The organism is Flavobacterium sp. AC105, from assembly GCF_979258495.1.
The window spans coordinates 2,126,748-2,144,742 of the sequence record NZ_OZ409860.1 but is presented as its reverse complement, the minus strand read 5'-3'; the positions used below and the strand labels follow the sequence as shown (position 1 = coordinate 2,144,742).

Genomic DNA, 17,995 nt, shown 5'->3' with positions numbered 1-17,995 from the left:
AATATTTTTTGCCACAGATTCTAATGATTAAGAAAATTAAGCCATGCTAAAATTCTTTCTTCTTTCTTCTATGTTCTTTTTTCTTAACTAAAATTTGAAATATTCTTTTGCGTTGTTATAAGAGATATCCTGAACCATTTTCCCTATCCATTCCATGTCGTTTGGAAGTTCTCCGCGTTTGATTTCGTCTCCTAAAAGATTACATAAAATACGTCTGAAATATTCGTGTCTTGGGAACGATAAAAAACTTCTTGAATCGGTTAACATCCCTACGAAACAACTAATTAATCCCATGTTTGAAAGGGCGTTTAATTGTTTGGTCATTCCATCTTTTTGATCTAAAAACCACCAACCTGATCCAAATTGTACTTTTCCTTTAACGCTTCCGTCATTGAAATTCCCAATCATGGTGGCCATTACTTCATTATCAGCAGGATTCAGGTTGTAGATAATTGTTTTTGTCAATTTATCTTTACTGTCTAATGCATTTAAAAATGAAGATAATTTTTGCGCCTGCGGAAAATCACTAATAGAATCCCAACCTGTATCCGGACCTAAAATTCTATGCATACGTGCATTATTGTTTCTTAAAGCACCTAAGTGAAATTGTTGTACCCAACCAAATTCATGATACGTTTCGGATAAAAACAATAAAATCGCACTTTGAAATTTTAAGGCTTCTTCCAGAGTTATGACTTGATTTTCTCTTTTCTTTTTGAAAATAGAATTGATTTCGTTTTCTGTAAAATTTTCAAAATAAATTTGATCTAAACCGTGATCACTTAATTTACAGCCATTTTGATTAAAAAATTCAATTCTGTTTTTCAATGCGCTGCATAAATCTGAATAAGAATTAATTGCAATTCCGGACACATCCCCTAACGTATCTAAATAAGAATTATAACCTTCATTTGAAATCAAAATGGCTTTATCTGGTCTGAATGCCGTGCTGACTTTAGTTCCAAAAGGATTTTTAGCCAGTTTTTGATGATGTTCTAAAGTATCAATTGGATCTTCTGTTGTACAAACTACTTCGGCATTTACTTTTTTAAGCAAATTTTGCGTGCTGTACGCCTGAGAATTTATTTTTTCTGAAGTTTCGATATATATTTTCTCTGCTGATTTTTCATTCAGTAAATCATAAATATCAAAATAACGGGCTAATTCTAAGTGTGTCCAATGGTACAAAGGATTACGCATCGTGTACGGAACTGTTTTTCCCCAGTTTAAGAACTTATCCTTATCAGAACCATTTCCGGTTACAAATTGCTCATTTACGCCTAACGTACGCATCGCACGCCATTTATAATGATCCCCGTTTATCCAAACCTGAGTGATGTTGTCAAAAATTTTATCTTCGGCAATAAACTGAGGATTTAAGTGATTGTGATAATCTATTATAGGCTGATTTTTAGAATAGTTATGATACAATTCTTCAGCGAATTTATTTTCCAGTAAAAAATTATCGTTTATGAAGTTTTGATTTGCGCTCATGTTTTTTAATATAATTGAAGAATTATGCTTCGTTTGACGGTTTACCAATTGTAGCCAGAATTCCGCCGTCTACATATAAAATATGACCGTTTACAAAGTCACTTGCTTTTGAAGATAAAAATATTGCTGCTCCGGCTAAATCACCGGGATCGCCCCATTTTGCAGCAGGAGTTCTGCTTATGATAAAATCGTTAAACGGATGTCCGTCAACTCTGATAGGTTTTGTTTGTTCCGTCGCAAAATATCCGGGACCAATTCCGTTGATTTGTACATTGTATTTTGCCCATTCTGTTGCCATATTTTTGGTCAGCATTTTCAAACCGCCTTTTGCAGCTGCATAAGCACCAACTGTATTTCGACCTAATTCGCTCATCATCGAACAAATATTGATGATTTTTCCCTGTCTTCTTTCGATCATGCCTTTTGCAACATGTTTGGAAACGATAAAAGGAGAAACCAAATCGATATCAATCACTTCTTTAAAATCAGCAACTTCCATTTCGATAAGCGGAATTCTTTTGATGATTCCGGCATTATTAATCAGGATTGCAATTGGACCGACTTCAGATTCAATTTTCTGAATTGCCGATATCACTTCTTTTTCATCGGTGACATTAAATTTATAACCAACAGCATTTATTCCTTCACTTTGCAGTTCCTTTACGGCATCATCAATTTTTTGTTGAGAAGAATTTCCGTTTACAATAATGGTTGCTCCGGCCTGACCTAAACCTTTTGCCATTGCCATTCCCAGTCCGTGTGTACTTCCTGTAATCAGGGCAATTTTTCCTTTTATATCAAATAAATCTATCATGATTTTATCTTAAATCTGTGATTTTACAAACGTCCATATCTCCATAATCTAAGTTCTCACCTGCCATTCCCCAGATAAAAGTATAATTTGAAGTTCCTGAACCGGAGTGAATTGACCAGGGCGGAGAAATTACTGCCTGATGATTGTTCATCCAGATATGTCTCGTTTCTTGCGGTTGTCCCATAAAGTGACAAACAGCCTGATTTTCCGGAATATCGAGGTAGAAATAAACTTCCATTCTGCGATCGTGAACGTGCGCGGGCATGGTATTCCAAACACTTCCCGGAAGCAACTCTGTCATTCCCATTTGCAATTGGCAAGTAGTTACAACGCTGCCAATAATCATTTGGTTAACCGTTCTGTGATTAGCCGTTTCCATTGTGCCTAATTCTAATTTATTGGCCTCTGCCAAACTCACTTTTACAGTAGGATAACTGGTGTGAGCGGGTGCCGAATTGATATAGAATTTAGCCGGATTTTTGCTGTCCTCACTTTTAAAAATTACTTCCTTATTTCCGCTTCCGATATACAAAGCATCTTTAAATCCAAGATCATACGATTTACCTTCTACAACTATAGAACCGCTGCCACCCACGTTAATGATTCCGATTTCTCTTCTTTCCAGAAAATAACTCGCTTTAAGCGGATCGATGCTTTCTAAAGTTAAATCACCATTTGCAGGAACTGCTGAACCGGCAATATATCGGTCATAATGCGAGTAGGTTAAAACAATTTCATCTTCCTGCATTAAATCATCAATTAAGAATTCGTTTCTTAATTCCTGAGTATCATATTTTTTTACTGCTTCTGGGCTTGACGCGTATCTTGAACTATATTTTGTCATAATTTTTTATTTAATGTAATCGATTGCACAAAAGTAAATTATTATTTCTAAAATACCTTTTAGAATCGTTATAAAATTTGTAAAATCTTATAAATCTGTAATAGGGCTGTATTTTGGAACCAATGATTTCATTACAATCCATCCGGTTAGGTAACAAATTGCACAAATAGAGAAAATGATAAAATATCCGGCTTCAATTCCTTTAAAACCCATGAAAGCCATATTGGTTTCCTTTGCGTGATCGAATAATAATCCTGAACCTTTGTTGATTAAAGTAGAACCAATTCCGCCTGCTAAACCGCCAATTCCGGTAATGGTTGCAATTGCTTTTTTAGGAAACATATCCCCAACTGTTGTAAAAATGTTAGCTGACCAGGATTGATGTGCTGCAAGTGAAATACCAATAATAACAATTGGCAACCAATAACTTATATGCCCCAGTGGCTGTGCAAATAATGCTAATATTGGGAAAAATGCAAAAATTAACATGGCTCTCATTCGACCTTCGTACGGGTTCATTCCTTTTTTCTCAACAAAATAAGTAGGCAACCAACCGCCAATAATAGAAAGTAGTGTAATCAAATACAGCACAAATAATGGCAAAGCAGATTGAGTTGAATCCATTCCGTAAACCGAACTTAAATAAGCTGGCGTCCAAAACAAAAAGAACCACCAAACTCCATCTGTCATAAATTTACCAAAAGCAAAAGCCCACGTTTGTTTGTATTTAAAACAATCTGCAAAAGATACTTTCGTGGTTGTTTCAGGAACATAACCTACTAATTTACTATCGGCAATAATATCCTGCTGAATATATTCTAATTCAGCAGCACAAACTTTTGGATGTTTTTCCGGTTTATCATACATAAAAACCCAAAATCCCATCCAGATAAAACCAAGTGCTCCGATAATAATAAATGACATTTCCCAACCAAAAGATTTTGCTATAAAAGGAATTGTTATGGGAGCTGCCAAAGCACCCACAGTTGCGCCGGCATTGAAAATACTGGTCGAAAAAGCTCTGTCTTTTTTAGGGAAATATTCAGCCGTTGTTTTAATAGCTGCAGGAAAATTTCCGGCCTCGCCTATTGCCAAAACGAAACGGGCAAATATGAACAATGTAACACTTACATTAATAACCAATCCGGTATCTTTTACGAGATGAATAGCGTCTTTAGCACCTTCAAAACCTACAAACCAATTTCCTGTTATATATCCAGCTGTTGCAATACCACAAAACGCATGCAAACAAGCGCCGAAAGACCAAATTCCGATAGCCCACAGAAAACCTTTTTTTGTATCTAACCAATCCACAAATCTTCCTGCAAATAGCAAAGAAACCGCATAAAATATAGAAAATAAAGCCGTAATGTTTCCGTAATCATTATTGGTCCAATGAAATTCAGGTGCAATAAAATCACTCCACGTCAACGAAAGTACTTGTCTGTCTAAATAATTGATGGTAGTTGCAAAAAATAATAATGCGCAAATACTCCAGCGATACTTTCCTGTGTTTGTTTTGGTCTGATCCATAGAAACTGAATTGGTTTGATTCATGATAACGTTATTAAAATTTAAAAACTAGCCACTCAATCGATTAATATCTTCTGTTAAATCCTAAAATCTAAAAATTGAAATTCAACTAAAAATCAAATAATGTAATCGATTGCACAAATATAGATTTAAATATTTATATTCCAAATAAATTATATAAAAAATTAATTTAACACTTTAAATAAACATATCATTTAAAAAAAAGAACACAATATTATACATTAATCAATATATTAGTTAAAACGGCGATATTTGAAAAAGTAATAATTTAACGATTGAAATGGCACTAAAATCAGCACAAAAAAGAAGTTTTTAAATTTCTCAAAAAATAAAAAATGATGCTTTATGATTTTATACATCAAAACATGACTGAAAAAAGTTTAATTTTAAATTTCTTATTCTATAACTATATTTAATCTTTTAAAATTGAAAAAGCAACTCACTACAAAAGCACTATTAATTTCTATATTTTTTTTAGGAATTATGAATCATTTACAAGCACAAAAAATTATACCGCTTTGGGATAAAATTCCCGGAGAAATTAATACTATAGATTATAAGGAAACTGCAGGCATTGAAGGTGGAAAATTACAAAGCGTCAGTAAGGTTACAACTCCAACATTAACTGTTTTTGTTCCTAAGGATATAAAACCCAATCAAACCGCCGTTATCATTCTTCCGGGCGGCGGGTATCAGCATTTGGCTATTGAGAAAGAAGGATTTAAAGTAGCTGAATGGTTTAACAGTTTAGGGATTACGGCATTTGTATTAAAATACCGTTTGCCGAGTGATTTAATTATGAAAGACAAAAAAATTGGGCCACTACAAGATGCACAGGAAGCGGTGCGTTACGTGAGAGAAAATGCTGAAAAATGGAATATTGACCCAAATAAAATTGGTGTTTTGGGCTTTTCTGCCGGCGGACATTTGGCTTCGACTATAGCGACGCATTATGATGATAAAGTGTATGAATCAAAATTTAAAGTAAGTGCCCGACCTGATTTTTCGCTTCTGATTTATCCTGTTATTTCTATGCAAAATGACATTACGCACAAAGGATCTCAAATAAGTTTATTAGGCGATAAACCTTCACAGGAATTACTTGATTCTTTCTCTAACGAAAAGAAAGTTACTGCTCAGACACCGCCAACTTTCCTGATTCACGCTACAGATGATACGGTTGTTTTACCAGAAAATAGTATCAATTATTATTTAGCCCTTAAAAAAAATGGCGTTTCTGCTGAATTGCATATTTATGAAAAAGGCGGACATGGTTTTGGCTTAGGCCTTCAGGACACAAGTAAATTATGGACGAGAGATTGCGAAGAATGGCTTAAAAATAACGGTTATAAAAACTAGCAGATTAAAAAACAAAAAGGCAAAACATATAGGTTTTGCCTTTTTTTAACTAAAAAAAACTAACTACTAACATATCTTCCTATTAATCAAAATCATTTTTTTTGTTAATAAGAATATTATTATTTGGTACTAAAAAAGGGTTTTTAGAATTTAGTTAAAAAACCAAATCTAAAAACCCGATAAAAATTTAGACTTTCTTGTACGTCTTGCAAACTTATACAAAGCTATTCACCATCAAATGAATACGTCAAATTTTCATTGTAATAAAATAAGTTGTTTCTCCAAAAACAGTTTACCATAGAAGCTATATAATTTTTAAAAAGGCAAAAAAATCATAATTTTTACTTCTATAAAGCGAATTTACATGGTACGTTTTTTATTTAATTACGGGTTTCCCTCATTTTTAATTAAAATTTATTTTTTATTACTTATTAATTTTAAAATCTTGTCTTAGATTAAGTTAAAGCTGTGTTTAAACTTATAAATTTGTGTGCTGAATAGAAGTTTTATTAAGAGTTAAAACTTAGAAGTACAGAACCTTTTCTTATTCTAGATTAAGTTGAAATTGTTCTTTTATAAATACATTTGTCCTATAAATTACTGATTATGAAAACGCTTGAATTCTTAATACTCGGAAAAAACGAAGCTATTCTACCTATTTTGCTTCGACTTGTAAATGCAAATGAAAATTGGAACGCTATAGGTTTTAATGACGAAAGATTAGCTCAGGATTATTTTCTGAAAAATAAAATTGATATGGTTTTATTAAGTTCCGGAATCGAGGACCATGTTGAAAAAGAATTTAGCTCTTTCTGTTTAAAACATCAGCCCGAAGTTGAAGTAATTGAACACTTTGGCGGCGGAAGCGGATTATTACAATCTGAAATTTACCATAGATTACACCTTAAAGGAAAAATTTAGCGACTCCGTTTTTCTTTTAATATCCATTAATTACTTTAAAATTTTAACTAACGAATATCCAATGTTTCATTGACGATATATCGTTAAAATCTCTAGTGTCTTTTTCAAAAACGTTCCAAAATCAATGCCTCGCAAATAAGGCACTCGTTTTGAATGCAATATTGAAATCAAATTCAAAATGCTTTGAAAAAAACCTTTTATCAACAACAAAATTTATTATCATGAAAAAATTAATCCTTACAGCAGCTTTATTAATTATTACACTTACCGGTTTTGCTCAGAAACCCAGTCCCGGATTATTAAATCCAACAAATCATGTTTTGGTACTTATAGATTATGAAAGCCAAATGGCTTTTGCAGTTGGCAGTACGCCTATCGATCAGCTTCGAAACAATACGGCATTGGTTGCCGGCGCTTCAAAAATATTCAATGTTGCGACAGTTGTCACAACCGTTGCCGAAAAATCATTTAGTGGCCCGGTTTTTCCTGAAATTGAAGAATTTTATCCACAAAAAACTTCAAATTATATCGATCGTACTTCGATGAATACCTGGGAAGATGTTCCTGCATACAAAGCCATTACCGGAAAAGGCAAAAAGAAAATCGTTTTTGGCGGTTTATGGACAAGCGTTTGTATCGTAGGACCAACATTATCAGCCTTAAGCGAGGGTTATGATGTGTATGTTATTACAGATGCAAGTGCAGATGTTTCTAAAGAAGCCCACGAAATGGCTATTTCCAGAATGGTTCAGGCAGGTGCGCATCCTATGACTTCATTACAGTATTTATTAGAATTACAACGCGATTGGGCACGTCAGGAAACATATGTTGCCGTGACTGATTTAGCTAAAAAATATGGTGGCGCTTACGGTATTGGTATACAATATGCCCACGATATGGTTAAACATTAATTCATAGATTGTTAGTAATTAGTTATCCTGAAAGACTGCATTAAACCGCAGTCTTTTTTTTTATCCAAAACTAAAAACCAAAGCTAAAAATCAATATTAAGATTGGCTTTTATAATGCCTATAGTTAATTTAAATTATAAATACAATCTAATTTGCCCTGTCGATTATAAGAAATTTATGCTATTTTTGAAAAAATAAATTTAACCAATACCTCAAAAATAAATTCCAGGCATGAAAAAAAACATTCTTGTATTACTAATCTGTTTCTGCTTTCAAATAGGAACTTCGCAAAAAATATATTTCGATAAAAACAATTTTAAGGATAGCACAGCAGTTAGTAAAAGCATGCCTTTATTAGCACAAAAAATAGCACCAATTTATAAAAATTCTGATAAAGCTACTTTTATAGACAGTTATGCCAGAATACAATTTGTTGCCGGAGATTACAAAACAATGCAGCAAAATTTTATTCTCTATTCACAGGAAATATTGGGTGACAGCGTTGTAAACAGACCTATGGGACTTATTTATAAAACGTATGCAAGAACAATTGTAAAAGCACCTAAATCAAAATCAGAATTTGAAAAAATCTATACTGATGAATTTTACAAATTATACAACAGCTTTGATAACGATGGAAAAACATGGGCTGAAAGTTATTATGAAATAAAATTTGATGAAATAAAATCCGGTTACGAAACGAAACTAAAAGCAGCTCAGGCCAATGATAGTATTAGTGTAGAAGATGCTGCGGTTTTATGCCGACATTATTCCCGCTATTTTATTTATAGCAAAACACTTTCTATTGCCAAAAAAATAATTGCAAAAATAGAAGCCGACACTTACATTGTTGATAAAAATATCACCATTACATTACCAAACGGAAGTACAATTTCTGGCACTATGGTTAAACGCAGAGATGTAGCTGAGCCTCAGCCTGTGGTAATGAAATATAATATTTACGTTGGAAGTGAAGTTAGCATGTGCAAAGAAATTGCGAATATGGGTTATGTTGGTTTTATTGCCAATACAAGAGGAAAAAATTTAAGTAATGATGCTTTAGAACCTTATGAACATGATGGCGACGACGCTTATCATATTTTGGATTGGGTGAGCAAACAGCCTTGGTGTAACGGTAAAATTGGTTTATATGGCGGAAGTTATCTGGGATTTGCGCAATGGAGCGCCATGAAAAAAGTACATCCTGCGTTAAAAACAATTGTTCCGCAGGTTTCTGTTGGTGCAGGAATCGATTTTCCTATGCAAAACGGGATTTTTATGAGTTACGCTTTAAGATGGGTTCGTTTTGTAGCAAATAATAAATTTATGGATTTAAGTGATTTTCAGAACAGTACCAAATGGGATGAAGTTTTTACGCACTATTATAAAACAGGTAGCAGTTTTAGAAGTTTAGATAAAATAGAAGGTAATTCTTCTCCTCTGTTTCAAAGATGGTTAGATCATCCTGTTTACGATAAATATTGGCAGGATATGACACCTCAAAAAGAAGCTTTTACCAATATCAATATTCCAATTTTGACTACAACAGGTTATTATGATGATGATCAGCTTGGGGCTATGTATTACTATAATCAATATCAGAAATACAATAAAACAGACAACTATTACTTGATTATTGGTCCTTATGATCATGGAGGTTCACAAGGACATCCAAAGAAAGAATTAGGCGGATATACAATAGATGAAAAAGCAAATATTCCGATAAATGCAATTGTTTTTCAGTGGTTTGACTATATTTTAAAAGGCGCCAAACGTCCGGAAATTTTAAAGGATAAAGTAAACTTTGAAATCATGGGCAAAAACGAATGGAAAAGTGTTCCGTCTTTAGATAAAATGCACAATCAGGATCTTACTTTTTATTTGTCTAATAACAATAGTAAATATTCATTGCAGAAATTGGCGCCAAAAAAAGCGATTTCTTTTGAGCAGACAGTTGATTTTGCAGATCGTTCTGAAATTAATATTTATGGAGATGAATATGTGAATGGTTTTCCGACCTTGATTGATTCTGTTTTAAAACCAGAAAAACAATTATTAGTTTTTGAAAGCGATCCTATTTCAGAACCCTTAATTATCAGCGGTTCACTAAAAGCTTCTTTAAAAATAAGCACCAATAAAAAAGACATTGATATGGAAATCCAGCTTTATGAAAAAACTGCAGCTGGCAAATATTTTGCTTTAACCAATAATATACAAAGAGCAAGTCTTGCTAAAGACAGAACCAAAAGACAATTATTAACTCCAAACAAAATTGAAACAATCGACATAAACCAAAATTTTATAATTTCGAAAGAATTACAAAAAGGAAGTTCAATTGTAATTGTAATGGGTGCTAATAAAAACCCAAATTGGGAAGTGAATTATGGTACTGGCAAAGAGGTAAGTTCTGAAACCATCGCCGATGCAAAAGAACCATTAAAAATAAAATGGTACACAAACAGCACCATTACGCTTCCTGTTTTGAAATTATAAAATCATTTTCATAAAATGGAAAAGAAATATTCAGTTGTTATTCATCCCTCGCAAGATGTTATTGATTCCATCAAAACGATGAAAGACCATCTGGAAGCCAAAATTGGCTGGTATAATAGTAAAAATTCGGTTGCACATATTACGATTTGTGAATTTTCAATTGATGAATCTCAGTTAGATAAATTCAAACAGAAACTATTAAAAATCAGTGATACGTTTACGCCTTTTCATGTTTATTTAGATCATTTTGGATCTTATGAAAGCGGTGCTTTTTTTATTGCTCCAAATGAAGATTCAAAAAATAATCTCAAACCTGTTATGAAAAAAACGCAGGACGCGATGCAGCTTTCAAATTTGAAAAAAAGCAGCGATCCTCATATTTCAATCGGAAGGAGATTAACGCCTGAAAGCATCAAAATAGCTTCCCATATTTTTACAACAATTGATATTGATTTTTTATGTGATACTATCGTTTTGCGAGAATTAGATCCGGTAAAAAAGCAGTTTTTTTTAATTGATACTTTTGCTTTTGGCAGTAATCCTCAAGCAGAATTTGTTCAGGGAAGTTTGTTTTGAGTTTAGCATTTTTGCCACGAAGGCACTAAGGCACAAAGTTTTGTTTTTTTCTCGCGAAGTCACCTAAGTATGTCATTGCGAGGAACGAAGCAGCCTCACTAACAATTAGACACAAAGTTTGATTCTTCAAGTGAGGCTGCTTCGTTCCTCAATGATTGGCAATTTTCTCTACAGAATTTCTAGTGTGATTTCTCCTAAAGTCGAAATGACAAAAAACGAAGCATTTACATCAAAAAAAACTTTGTGCCTTAGTGCCTTCGTGGCAAATAAACCTGCGTGATATTTTTTTTTGTATATTTGAATTTTACAATTCACCCTTATGAAATCACTAGATTCATTTTACGAAGATATTACAGAAGGTTCTACAATTGAACCCAGTTCATTATTACCAAATGACATCAAAAAAGAAATTGGACATTTTAATGTTTTTGATATTAAAGAGCTTTACGAAAGGCTAAAAGAAAAACCTGCAATGCCTTATGACCGAAGAGCTTATTATAAAATAAGTTTAATTAGAGGCAAAAACAGGGCTGAATATGCTGATAAAATAATCGAAATCGACAAACAGGGACTTTTATTTGCTACACCAAAAATTCCTTATAATTATCTTCCGCAAGACACCAATCAATCGGGGCAATTTTGTGTATTTACGAATGAATTTTTATCCAAAAACAAAAGTGGAATTGACATAGACGAACTTCCTATTTTTGCTGCTGACGGTTATCCTGTTTTTCAGCTTACGGATGAAGAAGTTGTAGAAGTTGAATTGATTTTCAACAAAATACAAAAAGAAATCAATTCTGATTACGTTTATAAATATGATTTAATTCGGAATTATGTTGCAGAATTAATTCACTTTGGACAAAAATTACAACCTATTACAGCACTTTATTCCAAACATAATTCTGCAGCAAGAGTTTCGTCCTTATTTGCCGAATTATTAGAAAGACAATTCCCGATAGAATCTCCGCATCAGCGTTTGGAACTGAGAACTGCCAAAGATTTTGCCGAAAGATTGTCCGTTCACGTCAATCATTTAAACAAAGTATTGAAAGAAAACACAGGAAAAACCACAACCGAATTAATCAGCAACAGATTAACCAATGAAGCAAAAATCCTTTTAAAACAAACGGATTGGAACATCTCTGAAATTGCTTTTTCTTTAGGTTTTGAAGAATTGGCGCATTTCTCTAATTTCTTTAAAAAACGAACAACATTCACACCATTAGCATTTAGAAGTTAATTGTTAATTATTAATTGTTGATTGTTGATTGTTGATTATTAATTGTTAATTACTGATTGCGAAATAGTTACCGCAAAGCTTGTCCTCCTGAGCGAAGTCGAAGGACACGTACTGTATGGATTCAGCATGAGATCCTTCGACTTCGCTCAGGAAGACATAAAATGCGAAAAAAACTTTGCGGTGAATAAGAAATCCGCGATAATCAGTGTCTTCGCAAGGCGAACCCGCATCATCCGCGTTCCATTAATACGCGTGTAAACTTTAGTCTATAGATTAGTGAGATTGCTTCGTTCCCCGCAAAGACTCACCTGATTTTTGAAATTGGAATTTGGAATTTATCGCGAGGCTTCGGGATTGGAATTTAAATTCCCTCTGATTTGATTTTCGCAAACTTCGGTTTGATATTTACAATTTCCCAACTCTACTTCCCTCCTACCTTTGTCTTATTAATTTAAAGATCAAAAAAGATGGAATTATCAAATAACAAAATTTTAATAACCGGTGGCGCAAGCGGCATTGGTCTTGGACTTACGCAAAGATTTATTGAAGAAAACAATACTGTGATTATTTGCGGACGCAGAGCATCTGTTTTGAATGAAGTTAAAGCAAAATTTCCAACCGTAATTACAAAAGTAGCTGATTTATCAAATGAAGAGGAACGCAAAGCACTTTACGAATGGATTGCAGAAAATCACCCTGATTTAAATGTTTTAATCAATAATGCAGGAATTCAAAAATGGATTTCGGTTACAGATGCTGATTTTTTCGAAAGTGCAAAAACAGAAATCGAGACTAATATTGAAGCTCCACTTCATTTAACGTCATTATTTATTCAGTTAAAATCGCTTAAAACAGTAATGAATGTAACTTCGGGATTGGCATTTTCGCCTTTCGCTAAAGTTCCGGTTTACTCTGCTACAAAAGCATTTTTCCGTTCGTTTACCTTATCACTTCGTCATTTATTAAAAGAAAAAAATATCGAAGTAATCGAGATTATTCCCCCAGCGTTAAATACAGATCTTGGCGGTGTAGGTTTACACGATGCACATCCTAGCGTAAGTGATTTTATTGTATCTATTTTCGAACAATTAAAAGAAGGTAGAAATGAACTTACTTTCGGAACCAGCGAAACCAGATTAAACGCTAGTGTACCGGAATTAAAGGCATCGTTTAATGCTTTACACGGGAACTAATTCATAATGTTAAATTAAAAATTGAGAATTAAAAATTAAAAATCTGTGTTATCAGCTAAATCTGCGTGAAAAAATAATTTTTAATTTTTAATTCTCAATTTTTAATTAATCCATAAATAATCAAAATTTAAAAACACATAAAATGGCAGTAAATACAAAAATAGCTCTGGTTACAGGCGGTAGCAGAGGTTTAGGACAAAATATGGCAATCGCAATTGCAAAAAAAGGAATCGACGTTATCATTACTTATAACAGTAAAAAAGACGAAGCAGATGCTGTTGTAAAAGAAATCGAAGCTTTGGGTCAAAAAGCAGCTTCACTTCAATTAAATGTTGCTGAATCAAATACTTTTGATGCTTTTTTCGGAAATGTTTCTGAAGTTTTAAAAAGTACTTTCAATACGGATAAATTTGATTTCTTAATAAACAATGCCGGAATTGGAATTCATAATTCATTCCTTGGAACAACGGAAGCTGAGTTTGATCAATTGACAAATATTCAGTTTAAAGGACCGTTTTTCTTAACGCAAAAAGCTTTGGCTATAATGAATGATGGCGGCGGAATCGTGAATATCTCTACCGGTTTGGCAAGATTTTCTTTTCCGGGTTATGCGGCTTATGCTTCTATGAAAGGTGCAATTGAAACTTTGACTAAATATCAGGCAAAAGAATTAGGCGAAAGAAAAATAAGAGCAAATGTTGTGGCTCCTGGTGCCATAGAAACTGATTTTGGTGGCGGAGTTGTTCGTGATAATGAACAATTAAACAAAAATTTAGCCGCACTAACCGCTTTAGGAAGAGTGGGTTTACCGGATGATATTGGCGGTGTTGTAGCTTTTTTATGTACCGAAGATGCACGTTGGGTAAACGCACAACGTATTGAAGTTTCTGGTGGAATGAATTTGTAATTCGATTTTAGTCCCCACTGAAATTAAATTAAACCCGACAGCTTTATCCTAAAATATTTGGATGAAATTGTTGGGTTCTTTTTTATATAGTAATCAAAATACTATTGACTGGTAACAATTTAATTCCACAAGCGTCTTATCTTAAACCAACCAAAGTATGAAACCGAAAAATTTTGAAACCTCTCCCCAATTTTATGCTAGAATAGCCGGATTACTATATTTAGTCATTATCATAACAGGTTTATTTGCCGAAGTTTTTGTTCGAAATAAATTAGTTATTTATGGAGATGCAACTGCTACAGCAAACAATATTATGCATTCTGAATTTTTGTGGAGATTAGGTATTAGCGCCGATTTAATTATGCAGATTTGCGATTTACCAGTAATGATCATACTTTATTATCTGCTCAAACCTGTAAACAAAAAACTTGCACTCCTCAATTTATCTTTTAATTTGATACAAACCGCAGTTTTGGCTGCCAACAAATTAAATCTTTTTGCAGCTTTATTCTTCTTAGGAAATTCAGACTATTTAAAACCCTTCAGTTCCGATCAATTGCATACATTATCTTATCTTTCTATAAATTTGCATGGTTACGGACTTGGAGTAGGTCTGATCTTTTTTGGATTTGTATGTCTGATTGAAGGATACTTAATTTTCAAATCAGATTATTTTCCAAAAATATTAGGCGTTTTAATGGCAATTGCCGGATTTTGCTATTTAATAAATAGTTTTTTATCCATTCTGGCACCAAAGCTTTCGAGTATTGTACTGTTGTTGCCTTGTATTGTTGCAGAATTAGGCTTTACATTATGGCTTATTTTCAGAGGAGTAAACTTCTCTATTTGGAAAGAAAAATTAGCATTTACTTAATTTTTAAATGTCCGGAGCAAGGCTAACGTAATGTATTTTAACCCCAGAGCACGCTAAGATTTCTCTCTATTAGTATCTGAAAAAACATAAAGTTCTCAAAGCTAAATTAATACAAAGTTTGACGCTATAATAAACTCGACAGGTTTTTCTGTCGGGTTTTTAAGCTTGAAAAGATTGCGCAAACCTTTGTCAAAGTTTAAAACTTTGACAAAGGTAGACACACAGTATGTCATTTCTAGCCCCGAGAGAAGTGGAAATCCTTTTGTGTAATAAAATGGAACAAAAGATTGAAACGTCCCGGGGCTTCAGGAGCGGGATTAGCTCCTAAAAAAACTTATCATTTTCGTTGGAAAAACAAAAACGATACTAAAATCAAAACCCGACAAGTTTTAAAAACTTGCCGGGTTTCTCATTTTCAAATATATTGAATTAGTAAGCGTTATTAGTCTTTTTGAATGATAACATCAAAACCACCATTTTTATCGAAGACAACATCATAAAATTTGGAATCTTTTATTATTCCAACTTCATAAGTTGTTTTGCTTTTATTGTCTACCACTACTGCAATCTCGCGAATTGCTTTTGCGGGGTAATTTTTTTTCAAATAAGCCTGTGCTTTTTGCGGAAGCTGGCTTAACGGAATTTCTAATTCGTATGCTTTTAAATTCCCCAGATTGTCATAAACTGCTAATGCTTTAGACGTTTTGGTGGCGTTGAACTTTCCTTCGTACCTGATTTCGTCATCATCATCTCCTACATACGTTAGTGTCCAAACTGCTGTTTTTCCTGGATATTCCTTCTGAAATTTTTCCAATACTATCGCTGTCGGTGTAACCACATTATTTGGTGTAATTACAGTTTGTGCCATTAAAAAGCTGCTATATAAAAAAACAAAAGTTAAAAATGCTCTTCTCATAAATCCAAATTTTACATTTAACATCATCTTTAAACAATAGTTAAAATTACACTTTTTTTAACAGGAAAAAAGAAGTTTTGTTCTAAAGTCTATTTTTTTAATCTATCAGATAATTCTCTTTTATAAGTAATACCAATCGGAAGCTTTTCATTTTTGATAATTACAAAGTCTTTTTCGGTAACATCAATTTTATCCAGAGCGACTATATAAGATTTATGAATACGCATGAAATTCTTTTCAGGAAGACATTTCTCAAATTCACTTGTTGTAATGGATGCCAGATAAGTTCGTTTTATCGTATGGAGTTTCACATAATTACCAAAACTCTGAGCAAACAAAAGCTGATCGAGTTCGATATCCATAAAATAGCCATCAACTTTTACACTAACAGAATTTACAATTGTTTCTTCTGTTTTTGATTTGACATTTTCTGCAGCAAAAAAACGATCAACGGATTTTAAAAACCTCGGAAAATAGATGGGTTTCAAAAGATAATCAATTACACCGTAATCGTAACTTTCAAGTGCAAATTCAGAATAAGCTGTGGTTAAAATCGTTTTTGGATGCGTTGGAAGAATTTTTAGCAATTCCATTCCTGAAATCTCCGGCATATTGATATCCAGAAACATCAGATCGACATGATTTTCGCGCAGATAATCCATTGCTTCAATGCCATTATAACCCTGAAAAACCAACTCTAATTGCGGATTTTGCTTGATGTAGTTCGCCAGCACATAATGCGCCGCCGGTTCATCATCTACAATTATACATTTTTTTGGTTCTTTCATTCTACAAGCTTTTTCAGTTGCAATTTCAAATCAACTATATAGGTATTTTTATCGTCCTGAATGTTTAATTTATAATCTTTTCCGTAAATCAGATTCAAACGCTCGATGGTATTTTTTAAGCCAATTTTTGTCGAAACAACATCTGCTTTTTTATTCGGAATTGAATTGACTACGTGCAAATGCAATAAACCATTTTCGACGGTAATAATTATGCGGACAAAACATTTTTCGATCGCGCAAGTTCCGTGTTTAAAGGAATTTTCTATAAAAGCAATCAACAGCATTGGCGAAACTTTATAGGCATTTTCGTTGTCGATTTTACAATCATATGTAATCTCGCAACGGTATCCTACGCGTTCTTTTTCGAGCTGTACATAACTGTTTATAAACTCTAATTCATCTTCAAGAGAAACACATTTTTTGTTATTGCTTTCAAGCTGATAACGCATTAACTGCGATACTTTCATGATCAGATCCGGTGTTCTGTCGGGAAATTCCAGACTAATTCCGTAAAGCGTGTTAAAGGTATTGAATAAAAAATGAGGATTCAATTGCCCTTTCAGTGAATTTAGTTGCATTTCGTTAAACAACAACGTTTCATTGGTTTGTTTTCTGTGAATTCTATAGAATTTAAACACAATTATCGGACTCAAAATACAAACTAATGTTCCTAAAACACTTGCAAATTGATAGACAAAACTTCGCTGATGCGAATTTTGATACAAACGCAAATTGATAAACATGTCTAACTTGGTAACTTCATATAAAATTATCGAAAAGACAACTACTCCAAATAGTGTTAAAAAAATATAAGTTATCGGGCGTCTTGTTTTGAAAAGTATCGGCAACAGGAAAAAACGGTTGAACTGCGCATGCATGTACAGGATGAAATAGAAAAATACACCCATTAAAATGGAAGTAAAAGAACTAAATAACATCCAGTCGTTTTTTAGCGTATATATAGTAAATGAAAAACCAACAACGGCAACTTCCTGCCACCATTTGTTATCCAATATGTTATCGAATTTTATGTTCATTTTTAAAACTTAAATAGTTTACAAATTAAGCACTAATTTTTAATTTCTGCTGGCAATAAATGACAAATTCA

At 33.1% G+C, this 17,995-nt stretch carries 16 protein-coding genes; 9 read left to right on the top strand and 7 right to left on the bottom strand.

All coding sequences use genetic code 11. The annotated features are described in order from the left end of the window. Window positions 1-87: 87 nt before the first annotated feature. The 4 genes from uxaC to ACZ0AH_RS09370 all read right to left on the bottom strand — a co-directional run bounded on the left by uxaC (window position 88) and on the right by ACZ0AH_RS09370 (window position 4,709). The gene (uxaC, locus tag ACZ0AH_RS09385; RefSeq protein WP_463475534.1) at window positions 88-1,494 is read right to left on the bottom strand and encodes a glucuronate isomerase; all 1,407 of its coding nucleotides are present in this window, start codon (window positions 1,492-1,494) and stop codon (window positions 88-90) included. Between the two features lie 22 nt (window positions 1,495-1,516). After that, window positions 1,517-2,308 carry a gluconate 5-dehydrogenase gene (locus ACZ0AH_RS09380; protein ID WP_463475533.1) on the bottom strand — a complete coding sequence of 264 codons (792 nt, stop codon included), beginning with the start codon at window positions 2,306-2,308 and terminating at the stop codon, window positions 1,517-1,519. Between the two features lie 4 nt (window positions 2,309-2,312). Beyond that, complete coding sequence (gene kduI / locus ACZ0AH_RS09375) at window positions 2,313-3,152, bottom strand: 5-dehydro-4-deoxy-D-glucuronate isomerase (RefSeq protein ID WP_463475532.1); 840 nt, start codon at window positions 3,150-3,152, stop codon at window positions 2,313-2,315. An 87-nt stretch (window positions 3,153-3,239) separates the two neighbouring features. Then, the gene (locus ACZ0AH_RS09370; RefSeq protein ID WP_463475531.1) at window positions 3,240-4,709 is read right to left on the bottom strand and encodes an MFS transporter; all 1,470 of its coding nucleotides are present in this window, start codon (window positions 4,707-4,709) and stop codon (window positions 3,240-3,242) included. 423 nt (window positions 4,710-5,132) lie between these two features. Here ACZ0AH_RS09370 and ACZ0AH_RS09365 point away from each other — a divergent pair, with 423 nt between their 5' ends. The 9 genes from ACZ0AH_RS09365 (at window position 5,133) to ACZ0AH_RS09325 (ending at window position 15,183) form a co-directional block, all read left to right on the top strand. Then, entirely contained in the window at window positions 5,133-6,065 is a 933-nt protein-coding gene (locus tag ACZ0AH_RS09365; protein ID WP_463475530.1) for an alpha/beta hydrolase, read from the top strand. A 606-nt stretch (window positions 6,066-6,671) separates the two neighbouring features. Then, window positions 6,672-6,986 (top strand): hypothetical protein, encoded by a 315-nt coding sequence (locus ACZ0AH_RS09360; RefSeq protein WP_463475529.1) that lies wholly within the window; start codon window positions 6,672-6,674, stop codon window positions 6,984-6,986. 221 nt (window positions 6,987-7,207) lie between these two features. Continuing rightward, window positions 7,208-7,897: a hydrolase gene (locus ACZ0AH_RS09355; protein ID WP_463475528.1), complete on the top strand. Its 690-nt coding sequence runs from the start codon at window positions 7,208-7,210 to the stop codon at window positions 7,895-7,897. Window positions 7,898-8,128: 231 nt separating this feature from the next. Continuing rightward, window positions 8,129-10,390 (top strand): CocE/NonD family hydrolase, encoded by a 2,262-nt coding sequence (locus ACZ0AH_RS09350; protein ID WP_463475527.1) that lies wholly within the window; start codon window positions 8,129-8,131, stop codon window positions 10,388-10,390. Window positions 10,391-10,405: 15 nt separating this feature from the next. Beyond that, window positions 10,406-10,966, top strand: coding sequence for a 2'-5' RNA ligase family protein (locus tag ACZ0AH_RS09345; RefSeq protein WP_463475526.1), 561 nt, complete (start codon window positions 10,406-10,408; stop codon window positions 10,964-10,966). A 319-nt stretch (window positions 10,967-11,285) separates the two neighbouring features. Then, window positions 11,286-12,209: a helix-turn-helix domain-containing protein gene (locus ACZ0AH_RS09340; RefSeq protein WP_463475525.1), complete on the top strand. Its 924-nt coding sequence runs from the start codon at window positions 11,286-11,288 to the stop codon at window positions 12,207-12,209. Between the two features lie 467 nt (window positions 12,210-12,676). After that, window positions 12,677-13,402, top strand: a complete 726-nt coding sequence (locus tag ACZ0AH_RS09335) for an SDR family oxidoreductase (RefSeq protein ID WP_463475524.1) — start codon at window positions 12,677-12,679, stop codon at window positions 13,400-13,402. Window positions 13,403-13,544: 142 nt separating this feature from the next. Beyond that, a complete protein-coding gene (locus ACZ0AH_RS09330) occupies window positions 13,545-14,309 on the top strand; it encodes an SDR family oxidoreductase (RefSeq protein WP_463475523.1) in 765 nt (254 codons plus the stop codon). A 157-nt stretch (window positions 14,310-14,466) separates the two neighbouring features. Next, complete coding sequence (locus ACZ0AH_RS09325; protein WP_463475522.1) at window positions 14,467-15,183, top strand: DUF4386 domain-containing protein; 717 nt, start codon at window positions 14,467-14,469, stop codon at window positions 15,181-15,183. 442 nt (window positions 15,184-15,625) lie between these two features. Here the strand turns inward: ACZ0AH_RS09325 and ACZ0AH_RS09320 are convergent, their stop codons facing one another. The 3 genes from ACZ0AH_RS09320 to ACZ0AH_RS09310 form a co-directional block, all read right to left on the bottom strand. After that, on the bottom strand, window positions 15,626-16,099 hold the full coding sequence (locus ACZ0AH_RS09320; protein ID WP_463475521.1) for a hypothetical protein: 474 nt from the start codon (window positions 16,097-16,099) through the stop codon (window positions 15,626-15,628). 89 nt (window positions 16,100-16,188) lie between these two features. Continuing rightward, the gene (locus tag ACZ0AH_RS09315) at window positions 16,189-16,887 is read right to left on the bottom strand and encodes a LytR/AlgR family response regulator transcription factor (RefSeq protein ID WP_463475520.1); all 699 of its coding nucleotides are present in this window, start codon (window positions 16,885-16,887) and stop codon (window positions 16,189-16,191) included. After that, window positions 16,884-17,924 (bottom strand): sensor histidine kinase, encoded by a 1,041-nt coding sequence (locus ACZ0AH_RS09310; protein WP_463475519.1) that lies wholly within the window; start codon window positions 17,922-17,924, stop codon window positions 16,884-16,886. The genes ACZ0AH_RS09315 and ACZ0AH_RS09310 overlap by 4 nt, the downstream gene beginning before the upstream one ends. Window positions 17,925-17,995: the final 71 nt, after the last annotated feature.